The following is a 12,117-nucleotide window of genomic DNA, read 5'->3' on the forward strand; positions in this document are numbered from 1 at the left end:
GATCGACATAACATGAGGACCACGAACATGACCTATCTCGAAGCCGCGCAGTTGATTCTGGCAGAGGCCCGCAAGCCCCTTACCGAGGCCGAGATCGTGTCGCGGGCGAAGCGGAAGGGCCTGATCGCCCCGCGCACCAGGGACCCGGAGCGCTCGATCGGGGTGGTCCTCAAGCGCGCCTCGCAGAACCCCGGGTCCAGCTTCGAGGCGACCGCGCCGCACACCTGGCAGCTCAAGCCCTCCAAGATCCTGGAGCACCCGATGAGCATGCGCGAGGCGGCCCTCAAGATCCTGACGCTCGCGGGCAAGCCCCTCCACTACCAGGAGATCACCAAGCGCGCGATCCGCGCGGGCCTCATCCGCCCCGAGGGCCGGACCCCCGCCTACACCCTGCGCGCCCGGGTCGGCGACGACATGCAGCGCAACGCCGACTCGCCCTTCGAGCGCGTCTCGGACGGCACCTACGGCCTGCGCGTCTGGCCCAAGGACATGCTCAAGGCCAAGAAGACCGCCCGCAAGGTCAAGGCCAAGGCGATCGCCAAGCCCGCCGCGGTCAAGGCCGCGAAGGCCGCCAAGCCCGCTAAGCCCGCCGTCCTCAAGCCGGTGAAGGCCGCCAAGGCCACCGTCACCAAGCTCGAGGCCAAGGAGCCCCGCAAGCCCCGCGCCAAGCGCGTGGTCGAGACCGTCGCCCCCGTGGTGCCGATGAAGCCCCGCGTGAGGGTCGCCGACTCCGAGTCGCTCGCGCGCCTGCAGCGTAACAAGGCGGCGCACTGAGCCGGAGGCGTCCGTAACGACGGGCGAACGAAGCGTTCACGGGACGGTCATCCCGATTGGGACGATCGTCCCGACTTTGAGGAGACAAGCGGTTTCGAGCCGCTTGTCTCGTTTTTTTTGGCGGGGCGCGGGGCAAGACTCCTCGGAGCAGACTCACTGACGCCTTGCAGGTTGATGAAATGACCGACTCCCCGATCCTGATCTACGCCTCCGCGGCGCCGCGCGACTGGGTCGCGCGGGTGTTCGAGGCGGCGGGGTATCGGGTCCTGGCGGCCTCGAACGGCCTGACCGCCCTCGATCAGGCGACCCGGACCACCCCCGCCATGATCGTGGCCGATGCGCGCTTGCCCGGTATCGACGGGGTGGAGGTGTGCCGGATCCTGAAGGGCATGTCGAGCATGCCCTTCACGCCGATCGTGCTGATCGAGCCCTCGTGCGCGGAGGTGGGCGAGCATGGCCGCTATTCCGAGGCCGACGACGTGTGGATCGCGCCGAGCACCCCTCAGGAGGTCGCGGCCCGCCTCAAGCTGCTTCAGCTGCGCCTGGATCGCCTCGCCGCCCTGCGCGGCGATCGCGATCGCCTCTACGAGCTGGCCTACCACGACCACCTGACGGGCCTGCCCAACCGCCGCTTCCTGGACGGGGCCCTGGCCGACGCGCTGGTCGATGCGCGCGCCCATGATCGGCCCATGGCGATCCTCCTGTTCGACGTGGATCGGTTCAAGAGCATCAACGATCGCTGGGGCCACCCGGTGGGCGATCGGGTGCTGCAGGAGATGGCGGAGGTCCTGCGCCGCAGCTCGCGCCGCCGGGACGTGATAGGGCGCTTCGGGGGCGAGGAGTTCCTTTACCTCTTGCCGGGCCACCCCCTGGACGAGGCGGTCCTGCAGGCCGAGCGGGTGCGCTCCGAGCTCGCCGCGCACCCCTTCTCGGCCCCCGACGAGGACGTGTGCCTCACGGTGAGCGTGGGGGCCACCGAGGTTCGGGGCGACGACACGCCCCACTCCGTCCTCGTGCGGGCGGATCGCCTGCTCTACGAGGCCAAGCGGGGCGGCCGCAACCGGATCGTCTCTTTGAGAAGCTAGCCCTGCAGGCCGGGCTGCCAGAGCCCGACCCTGGAGCCCTGGACCATGGCGCCGTACTTGGCGAGGAGCCCCGGCAAATCGGAGGTCGGGTCGCCGCCCCAGACCGCGGCGATGACGTCGTGGTCCGGCCGCGCCCAGCTCCGGTACAGCTCGAAGGCGTCGCGGGGCCGGTCGGAGGCCTCGAGGGCGCGCATGAGCCCCTGCACCATCACCCCCTCGGCGATCTTCGCGATCTCCTTGCTCGGCGTCTGGCGGCTCGTGCCGAGGCGCTTGGGGGTCGTCTCGGCGCGGATCGCCTCGCGCTCGGCCTCGGTGATCCCGTAGAGGTCGAAGACCCGGGCGTCGATCGCCTCGAGGGCCTCGAGGGCGCGCTTGCGCCGAAGCTCCATGGCCGAAAGCCGCTCCTTGGCGGCCGCCTCCAGGGCCTCGGGGGTCTCCCAGAGCGTCTCGGCGATCGTCGTGCTGAGGTCCCAGCGCGAGGTCTGCGAGAGCCAGTCGAGGACCAGGGCTGCGTCGCCCGCGATGGCGCGCTGCTCTCGCTCGGTCGCGATCAAGAGGGGCAAGGATCCGAGCGTCGGCGTGTCCAGGTGAAGGGTGAGCTGCGCCTTGTTGGCGATGACCAGCTGGAAGTAGGCCTCCAAGAGGCGCGAGTTGAGCAGCGCGAGCAGGTAGTGAGGGTTCCAGTCCGACTGGGGCTCGAGCACGTTGACGGTGTCGAGCGGCAGGCTGCCCGAGGGCAGGAGGGTCGCGACCACGGCGCTCGCGATGTTCTGGTAGACGATCCGAGGTGAGGAGAGCACGCTCGAGAGGAAGCGATCGCGCAGGGCGTAGCGGGGGCTGAGGCGCAGGAGGCCCTCGTCGCCGCCGTAGCGCCGGATGTCGCGGCCCCTGACCACCGGGGTCCCCTCGCTCCACAGGGCGATCGCGCTCTCCCTGGCCGAGATGCCCGCCCCGCGCCGGATCCAGGCCAGGTGCTGCAAGGGGACGCCCGAGACCTCGACCTTGGTGATCCAGCCGCCGCTGGTGCGGTTGGCGTAGATCGGCATGGTCGGGCGGTTGCGGAAGAAGCCGTGGCTCTGGGTGCCCAGCTCGCGGAACGAGCCGTCCCGGAAGGAGTCGAGGCGCACCTCGCCCTGGTCGTCCGGCGCCCAGGGCAAAGCGGCGTTCGAGAACCTGGCCTGGCGGTGCTCGGCGACGAAGGCGATCGTCTCGAGGTTGACGCCGGGGAAGGCCGCGCCGAGATCCAGGAGGGCCGTCAGCTGCATGTCCTCGACCAGGAGCCTGCGGCACTCGTAGTAGGCGCCGGTGCGGGTGACGCCGTGGGGGACGACGAGCCCCAGGCGGCCCTTGGCGCGCAGCAGGCGCGCGGATCGCTCGATGAACAGGGCCGTGGTGTCCTGTCGACCGCTGCCCAGGCGGTAGTGGCGCTGGAAGAAGTGCTTGTCCTGGCTCGAGATCTCGGCCCCGTAGGGCGGGTTGCCCACGATCACGTCGAAGCCGGGCTCGAGGGTCGCGTCGTGCTGCTGGAGGGTGTTGCGGCCGAGCAGGTTGGCTTTGAGGGGCACCTTGAGCTCGGGCACCAGCTTGAGCTGGACGAAGGCCAGCCGGATCTGGGCGAGCTTGAGGGCCCAGGGGTTGAGGTCCACGCCGAACAGGTGGCGCCCCATGACGCGCTTGAGGCGCAGGTAGCGGCCCTCGGCGCCGGTCTGCGAGGTCCAGACCCGCTCGAAGAGGGCCTCGAGCGAAAGCGACAGGAAGTTGCCGGCGCCGCAGGAAGGATCGAGCAGGCGGAAGTCCTTGGAGAGGGGCAGGTGCCTGGGCGGCAGGGTCGCCTCGAGCAGGTAGGTCACGATGGGCGCCGGGGTGTAGAAGGCGCCGTGCTTCTTGCGCTGGACGCTCGAGAGGTGGGTCTCGAACAGGCCGCCCAGCAGTTCGCCGTCCTCGTAGCCCCATTGCTGGGCCGAGAAGAGGTCGTGCAGGGTCTCGGTCAGCTCCGGCACCGAGGGGGCGCCGAGCTTGAGGGGCAGGGGGGCCGCGTCCGCGAACAGCGGGGTCTGGTCGCCGCCCAGGCCGCTCAGGGTGTCGAAGAGGGCCTTCTCGAGGGCTTCGCGATCGCCCGGGTGCTGCAGATGGCAGAACAGGGCGTTCGCCAGCACGAAGCAGGCGGCGGGCGGCTCGTGGACCGACAGGGCGTCGGCCAACAGGGCCACGCCGTGGGTCAGGAGGCCCTCCTTGGAGAGCTCGGAGCGGGTGCGGGGGCTCGTGGTCTGCATGCTCCCATTATCCGGCGCCGCCCGCACGGGTGGCAAGGGGCGCTTTTCGGCGGCGGGCGCGCTTAACGGGCCTTAACAGAGCGGAGCGAGGGTGCTACCATGCCCTCGCGCGAAGGAGGCGTCCATCACATGGAGAAGCGGGGATTCGAGATCGAGGCGAAGTTTCGCCTGAGGCCCGGGCAGCGCGAGGCGATCGCCCAGGCCCTTTCCGGCTGCTCGCACGAGCGCGCCGTGCAGGAGGACCGCTACTTCGACGCGGGCCCGGGCCGGGTGCTGCGCCTCAGGCAGGAGAACGGCGCCTGGCTCATCACCCGCAAGGAGGCCCCCACCGTCTCGGCCGACGGCACCAAGACCCGCACCGAGATCGAGACTCCGATCCCGGTCGACCTGGTCGAGCCGCTCGCCGAGGCCTTCGCCTGGCTGGGGCACCGGCCCCTGATCGTGGTGAGGAAGGTCCGTGACGCCTACGAGATCGACGGGGCGACGGTCTGCCTGGATCGAATCGAGGGCCTCGACGACGACTTCGCCGAACTGGAGGTGCTCGCCCAGGAGGCCACGGCCAAGGGCGCTCTCGACGCCCTGCGCGCGCGCTTCGGCCTCGAAGAGGACCAGATCCTGCTCCACAGCTACGCCCGGCTCCTGGCGGAGGCGCGCGGACAGGCTTAGAGTGTCTAACAAAAATATCCTTCGAGCCGCCCCCGGCGGCCATCGGTCGTAACATGCCTGGTTTTGTTAGGCGCTCTTAGTGAATACCCGGTAGCCAACCCACCTCCTTCCGAGTGACTGGGAGTAGGGACTCCTCCTGTTGGGTATTATTGCCTGATACTTTTGCCCCTTCGGGCCGATCGTTCGTAGCTGAGCCTTTGTCGTCGCCAACAGAGCGCGCGCCTGCCGAGATCATGGCCCACGGCAACGGGTTGGCGCTTGGTTGCTACGTGGGATCCGAGAAGGTCACGGCGGATGACGAACCTTTTGGTCGGAAGATGCGGAGACCGATCGTCTTGCCGGTAGAACAATATTTCGAGAGCGCCCGCCTCAAGGCGCTCATGCCAGAGAATCAGAGGAGGCTGGGGTATGGCTCGTGAAGACTATTTTGCTGCTGAGGAACCATTTGTGCAGGCGTCGCCTGCACAAATGAAAATGCCCGCTGATTACGGCAAGGTGCTCGATGGCCTCAAGGCCAAGGAGCGCGACCTGGAGCGTGGGCTCCTGGCTCACCTCAAGGACTTCTACCTCTCGCTCGTGGACGACAAGCTTCGCCATCCCGCCGATCAGCCGAGCATCGGTCTGATCCTTTGCAAAGAGCGAAACAAGCTGATCGTCGAGTATGCCTTCCGCGATATCCGCAAGCCGATGGGGATTGTGGCATACGAGCTGTTCGAGCAGTTGCCGGAGCAACTTCAGAACGCACTGCCAAGCGTGGAAGATCTCGAGCGAGGCATCGGGGAGGACAGAGGGGAGATCGTCGAATGACCCGGGTCTTATCGCGCGCGCTGCCTGAAGCTGCCTTGCTCGCGGCCTCGGCGCACCGCGTCGTCACCCCCAACGAGCGGGCGGCAAGGGCCCTCGGGGTCGAGCCCTGTTCGCTGCAGGGGCTGGCGACGAACATTCTCTCGGAGGCGGGTTTTGCGATCGCCTCCCCGCTACTTGCGGTGCGCCTCTTCAGGCAGGCCGCCGCGAGCCTGGGCGAGGCCCCCGATCTGGCCGTGACCATGGCTGCGACGGTGCGCGAGCTGTTCCGCACGGGGGCCGACCTGGAAGCCCTCGTTTCCTCTGCACCGCCCCGCGCCGCCAGGGTGGCGCGCCTTGCCTTCGCCTACCGCTCGGCCTTGCGCGCGAAGCGCCTGGTGGACGATGCCGAGTGCCTGCGCGTGGCGGCAGGGCGGGTGGAGGGCACACAAGTCCTGCTCGTGGCGGGTTACCCGCGCCTTGGCGAAGACGAGGTCGCCTTCCTCGACGCGATCGCAGGGCCCGCCTCGCGCGTCCACCTCCCGAACACCGGCGAGGCCCTCTTCTTCGAGAATGCCCTGGTGGCCGATTCCCTGGAGGCGCGCGGCTGGATGGTGGAGCGCCCGGAGGGCGCAAGGCCGTTCACCGGGCGCTACCTGGCGCCGGCCTTCGCACCGGTCCCGCCGCGGGCCTATCGCTACGCCAACCTCGAGGCCGAGGTGCGCGGGGCGCTCGCGCGCCTCAAGGTCCTCTTGAACAAGGGGATGCGCCCGGATCAGGTGGCTCTGGTCGCACGTGACGATGTGGCCTACGGCCCGATGGTCATGGCGATCGCCTGGGAGTACGGCCTGGACATCGGCGCCTTCTACGCGGTGCCCCTCGCCGCGACCCACGTTGGCGCCTGGCTGCGCCTTGCGATGGAGGTCGTGAATGGCGCCTTCCCCTATGAGACGACGGCGCGGCTGCTTGGCCATCGGCTCTCGGAGCGCCTGTCGCCCGAGGTCTGGGGCCAGGTCAGGAAGGGCCACCCGGTTGGCCTGGACGCATGGGTTGGCGTTTGCCCCGAACTGGGCCTGCTCGCATGGCCCGAGCGCGCAAGCAGGGCCGGATGGCGGCACCTGTTGCAGCAGATGCTCGATGGCTTCGACGTCTCGGAGCGCGCCGGCCGTTCGCCGCGCGAGGTGCTGGCGCTAGGCAAGCTGCACGAAGGGCTCGACACCCTTGCGCAGCCCGGGGACGAGACGCTGAGCCGGCATGGCTTCGAGGCCGAGCTGGTAGATTTGCTCAGCCTTCTCTCGGTGCCCGCCCATCCCGACGCGAAGGGTGTCGCCCTGCACACGCCGCTCTCGCTCTACGGGGCACGCTATCGCCACCTCATGGTGCTCGGGATGGCGGAGGGGCACTTCCCCGTGCGCGTCGAGAACGACCCGGTGCTTGACTTCCATGAGCGCAGGGCCCTCGAAGCGCTGGGGTGTCGTCTCGAAGGCGCAGCCTCGGCCGCGCGCCGCGAGGCTCTCTCGTTCTGGGCGTTGTTGCAAGTGGCCACCGAGGGCCTGGAGCTGTCGTATGCCGAGCTGGCGAACGGGGAGGCGCTGCTCCCTAGCCCCTACCTCGCGGATCTCGCCGCGGCCCTCGCGGATCCGCCCTCCGTTCCCGCGTGCAGCCCCGAGGAGTCGCGTCCCGCCCGCCTGCGAGGCGCGTACTGCGACGATCCGGTCTTGCCCTTCGCGCTCCACTCCCATCGCGTCGAGTGGGGCCGCGAGGCTTCGCCTGAATACGACCATTTCGACGGGGTTCCCGGCGTGCCGGTGGACCCGGCGACACGCCGCTTCAGCGCGTCCCAGCTCGTGACCATCGGCCAGTGTCCCTTCAAGTGGTTTGCCCAGCGCCTCTTGCGCCTGGCGGATCCCGAGGAGGTCGAAGGCGAGCTGAGCCCGGGGCTGCGGGGCACCCTCTTTCACCGGGCGCTGGAGCTTGCGGTCGAGGGGGCCTTGCCGCTCTTGGCCCCCCGTGCCCACGTCCTCTCGCGCCTCGACGAGGCCTTCGCTCGAGCCGAGGTCGAGTTGCAGGTCCAGGCCGTGAGCGCATGGACCGCGCAGCGTGACTTTCACCTGAAAACCCTGCGCGCCGCGGTGGAGGCCCCGGGCTTCGTGGCCGACGGTGCGGCCATCGTCCAGGTCGAGGGCAGGTTCACGGGCCGCGCCTTCGGCCTGAACTTCATCGGGTACGTGGACCGGATCGATCGCACCGACGACGGGCTGGTGTTCGTCGACTACAAGACCTCCTCCTCGCCGCCCAAGGGGGCCAAGGACGACGAGGGCAAGCCCAAGGTGGATGTGCAACTGCCGCTCTACATGGAGGTGGCGGCCCCCGCCCTCTTCCCGGGCGAGCCGGTGGCAGGGGCGCACTACTACTCTTTGACCAAGGGCGAGGTCCTCAAGAAGGCCGTCCCGAGCCCCGGCGACCTGGAGCGGCTGACCGGCAAGGTGAAGGCCCATCTCGAAGCGGGAAGCTACCCGGTGGCGCCCGACGTAGACGAGGCCTCGTGCCTGTATTGTGACCTGGCGCTGGTCTGTCGCTCGGGGCCGCGCCTGGCTCGCAAGCAGATGGGTGGAGAGGAAAACACGAACGCATGAGTCTCACGCCGGAACAGGAACGCGCCGCCCATGCCCCCGCCAGCGTGTCGGTGACGGCGGGGGCGGGCACGGGCAAGACCCACATGCTCACCGCGCGCTACCGTCATCACCTGGAAGCGCACGGCCTCTCGCCGCTCGAGATCGTGGCCGTCACCTTCACCAAGAAGGCCGCCGCCGAGATGCGATCGCGCATCCGGGAAATGGTCGCAACCTCGATGCAGGCCACCCCCGACCTGGTGGCGGAGCTCGAGGCCGCTCCCATCAGCACCCTGCACGTGCTCGCAGCGCGCATCTGCCGCGAGCACCCCGAGGCCGCCGAGGTCCCGCCCGACTTCGCTGTGCTCGATGAGCTGGAGGGCAAGCTGTGGCGAGAGGAGCGGATCGCCGAGCTGTTCACGGCGCTGCCCGAGACGATTCTCGAGGCGGTTCCCTTCTCGCTCCTGGACCCCGCCATCCGGGCGTTCCTCGACGATCCCTGGACCGCGCAGCGGGCACTGAGGCAGGATCCCGGCGCCTGGGCCGGCATGGCGCGCGAGGCGCGAAAGGAGGCCGCCGAGGCCCTGTTCGCGGATGAGACCTGGACGCAGACCGTCGGTTCGGTGCGCTCCCTTGTCGGTCCCGAGGGGGATGCGATCGAGAACACCAGGCGCTCGGCCCTTTCAGGCCTGGAATCGCTCGAGTCGGCGCACCAGGCGGGCACGAGCTTGCGTCAGGCGCTCGAGGCCCTTCAGGCCTTGCCGATGCGGGGCGGATCCAAGAAGAACTGGGGCGAAGAGAAATTCGAGGCCGTCAAGGTGGCCCTCAAGGCGCTGCGCGAACTCGTCGGGGATGCTCTGAAGGCCGGGCTCCTCACCCTCGAGCTGGGCGAGGCCGATCGCGTCTTGGCCGATCTCTTGCCTCTCCTGAGGGAGGCTTACGCCCTGGCCACGGCGCACATGGCCCGAGCCAAGCGAGAGGCCAAGGTGCTGGATTTCAGCGACCTGGAGCTCGGGGCCCTGCGCGCCCTCGGCCAGCTCGAGGTCGTGGCCTACTACGCCGCGCGCTGGAAGGCGTACTTGGTGGACGAATTCCAGGACACCAACCCGGTCCAGGCCGAGCTGCTCGAGCGCCTCACGGGAGGGGCGATCCTCACGGTGGTCGGCGACGAGAAGCAGGCCATCTACGGCTTCAGGCGGGCGGACGTGGCGGTCTTCCGGCGCTTTCGCGCTCGCATCGTGGCCGAAGGCGGCCTGCATGTCTCGTTGACTAAGAGCTTCCGCACTCACGGGGAACTGCTGGCCCCCCTCAATCGGCTTTTCGAGCCCGTCCTGGGCGAGCTGCACCAGGCGCTCGTCGCGACGCGGCAGGAGCATCCGGCAGGGACGCCCGTGGTGGTCGCTTTTTCCGTCGCAACGGACAAGGAGTTGCACAAGGGTGTGGACAAGTCGGCGCGTCAGCGATCCGAGGCGAAGCGCCTCGCGCGGCAGCTCAGGGAGCTGCTGGACGCGGGTGCCCTCGTCCTCGACAAGCCCAAGTGCGCGTTGCGCCCCATCCGGCCCGGGGACGTGGCCATCCTCGCGCGCACCTGGGAGCCGCTCGAGGTCTACGGCGAGGCGCTCGCCGCGGAGGGCATCCCGTTCGTGCATGCCGGGGGCGGAAGCCTGATGGATACCCGCGAGGCGAGGGACGGCTGGGCCTTGCTGCGCTTCTTGGCGAGTCCCGAGGACGACCTGGCCCTGGTCGCGGTGCTGCGCAGTCCCTTCTTCGCCCTGAGCGATCGCGCCCTGCTCGGCTTCGCCGCAGCCCTGCCCGCGGCCGGCGGCTACTGGCAGGCCCTGAAGGCGCTCGAGAACCCGTCCGCCGAGTGGGGCAGGGCGAGGGATATTCTCGGCCCCCTGCTCAGGACCGCACGCGCCGAGTCCGCGAGCCGGGCCCTGCAGGAGGTGGATCGGTACTGCGGCTACACGGCGGTGCTCGCGAACCTGCCCAATCCGGTGCGGCGCCTGGCGGACTGGCGAGCGTTCCTCGACTTCGTGCGGGGCCTGGAGGGCGACGGGACCGATCTCTTCCCCCTGGTGCGGCGCCTGCGCCGCTTGCTGGATGCCGAGGTGAACGTGCCACGCCCGTCCCTGGAGGCCCGGGATGCGGTCTCGCTCATGACCGTCCACGCCTCCAAGGGCCTGGAGTGGCCGCTGGTGGTGGTGCCTGACCTGGCGCGCTCGGCGCCTGCGGGGCGCGATCGCGTCCTGCTGGACGCCGAGCGGGGCGTGGCCCTGGGCCTGGGCAAGGAGCTGGAAGGAAGCGGCGATCCTGCCCTCTTCACCATCCTGAAGCAAGAGCAGCTCGCGCGCGAGGCGGCCGAGGCGAGGCGGGTGATGTACGTGGCGATCACCCGGGCGCGAGACTACCTCATGCTCACCTCCACCGATCCCAGGGGCGGCAGCATGGACTTCCTCTCCCCCGGATTCGCCGCAGCGGGGCTCGTCGTCGAGGCGGCACCCTTCGAGGCGGAGGATGCCCTGCCCCCGGAGCCTCGACTTCCGCCTCCGCCCGAGCCGCCTGAGAGCCACCTCTTCTGAGAACGACCAGGGGCCCGGCGAGTCTCGCCGGGCCCCTGGTGTGTTCGGGATTTACTTCTTGAGGTAGCTCTGCAGGAACTTGGCCCACTGGGTGGTGCCGAAGATCTGGTGCGAACCGTCGCTGTAGGCGGCGTTGTAGGTCTCGAGGCCGAAGTAGATCTTGAGGCCGGTGAAGGCGCCGCCGGGCAGGCGGTTGGTCATGCTCAGGACGACCGAGCGCGTCAGCTGGGTGTTCACTTCCTTGGCGAGGGCCTTGGTCGTGGCGGGCAGGCTCGACTCCTGGATCAGGTTGCAGAAGAGGCCCAGGTCGATGGCGTCCTCTTCGCCGCTGCCGGTGGCCGAGAGGTTCGCGGCCTTGTTGACGACGCCGGCGAGGGCGGCCTTGAAGGCGGGGGTCGAAAGGCCGGCCTGCAGGTCGGTGGCCAGCGCGTTGACGCCGGGGACGACGCGATCCTTGAGCTTCTGGAGGTCGATCGACGAGAGGGTCGACTCCTGGTTGGCCTTCTTGTACCAGGCGCTGTAGGTCTCGACGATCTTGCTCGAGAACTCGCGGGGGTACATGCCGGGGGTCTTCGAGAGGGCCGAGGTCAGGGACTGGTAGTCCCAGCCGTCGCCGGGCTCGACCTTCTCGGACGAGACCAGGAAGTCCGCCACGTCGCGCAGCTGATAGGCCGTCTCGGCGTGGCCCAGAAGGCAGGTGTCGAAGCCGATCACGTCGAACTTGGCCTTGCTCGACACCTTCTGGGTGGCGCGCCACAGGTCGACCAGGTTGAGGTTGTTGCCGCTCTGATCGTCCCAGCAGAAGGACTTGAGGTGGTTGGGCGAGGCGAAGGCGCCGCCGCCGTGGTTCCACATGACGAGCATCGAGCGCTTGGAGGGATAGTTCTTGGTGCCCCAGTTGATGAACTTCTCGAGGGTCGCCGACGAGCCGGTGTCGACTTCCTTGGAGGCCTTGGGGATGACCGCGCCGCCGTCGTCGATGACGGGCGAGACGAGGGTGCTGTTCACGCCCTTGGGGTCGTTCTTGATCTCGACGATGCGCGAGTCGCCTTCGCGGTCCTGGTCGACGAGGGCCACGACCTTCACGCGCTCGGAGGTCAGGCCGGCTTCCATCTCGTTGAGGTCCTTGGCGGCGAAGGGCGAGAGGTTGTTGTCACCCGCGATGTAGACGAAGACCGTCCAGTCCGAGGCGCCCGCCTTGGAGCCCTTGGTGCCCTGGGCGTTCATGTCCCCGGCGCCGCCGCCGAACAGCCCCGCGGGCATCACGCCGCAACCGGTCACCATGAGCGAAGTGGCAAGGCTGAGAAGCAGGGCGGATTTCTTGAACATGGTGACCTCCGAA

The 12,117-nt window shown here is 69.0% G+C and carries 8 protein-coding genes; 6 read left to right on the forward strand and 2 right to left on the reverse strand.

From position 1 onward, the window contains the following. The first annotated feature begins 12 nt into the window (after positions 1-12). Together V6D00_02615 and V6D00_02620 are read left to right on the forward strand one after the other, a co-directional pair. Complete coding sequence (locus tag V6D00_02615; protein HEY9898052.1) at positions 13-774, forward strand: winged helix-turn-helix domain-containing protein; 762 nt, start codon at positions 13-15, stop codon at positions 772-774. Between the two features lie 179 nt (positions 775-953). After that, entirely contained in the window at positions 954-1,859 is a 906-nt protein-coding gene (locus V6D00_02620) for a diguanylate cyclase (GenBank protein HEY9898053.1), read from the forward strand. Here V6D00_02620 and V6D00_02625 read toward each other — a convergent pair. Further along, a complete protein-coding gene (locus V6D00_02625) occupies positions 1,856-4,132 on the reverse strand; it encodes an N-6 DNA methylase (GenBank protein ID HEY9898054.1) in 2,277 nt (758 codons plus the stop codon). The genes V6D00_02620 and V6D00_02625 overlap by 4 nt on opposite strands. Positions 4,133-4,261: 129 nt before the next feature. Here V6D00_02625 and V6D00_02630 point away from each other — a divergent pair, with 129 nt between their 5' ends. The 4 genes from V6D00_02630 to V6D00_02645 all read left to right on the forward strand — a co-directional run bounded on the left by V6D00_02630 (position 4,262) and on the right by V6D00_02645 (position 10,775). After that, positions 4,262-4,798: a class IV adenylate cyclase gene (locus V6D00_02630; protein ID HEY9898055.1), complete on the forward strand. Its 537-nt coding sequence runs from the start codon at positions 4,262-4,264 to the stop codon at positions 4,796-4,798. Positions 4,799-5,206: 408 nt separating this feature from the next. Further along, positions 5,207-5,605, forward strand: coding sequence for a PDDEXK nuclease domain-containing protein (locus tag V6D00_02635; GenBank protein ID HEY9898056.1), 399 nt, complete (start codon positions 5,207-5,209; stop codon positions 5,603-5,605). After that, positions 5,602-8,217, forward strand: a complete 2,616-nt coding sequence (locus tag V6D00_02640; GenBank protein HEY9898057.1) for a PD-(D/E)XK nuclease family protein — start codon at positions 5,602-5,604, stop codon at positions 8,215-8,217. The genes V6D00_02635 and V6D00_02640 overlap by 4 nt, the downstream gene beginning before the upstream one ends. Continuing rightward, on the forward strand, positions 8,214-10,775 hold the full coding sequence (locus V6D00_02645) for a UvrD-helicase domain-containing protein (protein HEY9898058.1): 2,562 nt from the start codon (positions 8,214-8,216) through the stop codon (positions 10,773-10,775). The genes V6D00_02640 and V6D00_02645 overlap by 4 nt, the downstream gene beginning before the upstream one ends. A gap of 51 nt (positions 10,776-10,826) precedes the next feature. Here V6D00_02645 and V6D00_02650 read toward each other — a convergent pair whose 3' ends face one another. Continuing rightward, positions 10,827-12,104, reverse strand: a complete 1,278-nt coding sequence (locus tag V6D00_02650) for a clostripain-related cysteine peptidase (GenBank protein HEY9898059.1) — start codon at positions 12,102-12,104, stop codon at positions 10,827-10,829. Positions 12,105-12,117 lie beyond the last annotated feature (13 nt).

It is taken from the genome of Pantanalinema sp., from assembly GCA_036704125.1.
In the GTDB taxonomy this organism is placed as follows: Bacteria; Cyanobacteriota; Sericytochromatia; order S15B-MN24; family UBA4093; genus JAGIBK01.

Excerpts from the sequence above, each read along its gene's own strand:
- V6D00_02615 (HEY9898052.1), top strand. The coding sequence starts at position 13 with ATGAGGACCACGAACATGACCTATCTCGAAGCCGCGCAGTTGATTCTG.
- V6D00_02620 (HEY9898053.1), top strand. The coding sequence starts at position 954 with ATGACCGACTCCCCGATCCTGATCTACGCCTCCGCGGCGCCGCGCGAC.
- V6D00_02625 (HEY9898054.1), bottom strand. The coding sequence starts at position 4,132 with ATGCAGACCACGAGCCCCCGCACCCGCTCCGAGCTCTCCAAGGAGGGC.
- V6D00_02630 (HEY9898055.1), top strand. The coding sequence starts at position 4,262 with ATGGAGAAGCGGGGATTCGAGATCGAGGCGAAGTTTCGCCTGAGGCCC.
- V6D00_02635 (HEY9898056.1), top strand. The coding sequence starts at position 5,207 with ATGGCTCGTGAAGACTATTTTGCTGCTGAGGAACCATTTGTGCAGGCG.
- V6D00_02640 (HEY9898057.1), top strand. The coding sequence starts at position 5,602 with ATGACCCGGGTCTTATCGCGCGCGCTGCCTGAAGCTGCCTTGCTCGCG.
- V6D00_02645 (HEY9898058.1), top strand. The coding sequence starts at position 8,214 with ATGAGTCTCACGCCGGAACAGGAACGCGCCGCCCATGCCCCCGCCAGC.
- V6D00_02650 (HEY9898059.1), bottom strand. The coding sequence starts at position 12,104 with ATGTTCAAGAAATCCGCCCTGCTTCTCAGCCTTGCCACTTCGCTCATG.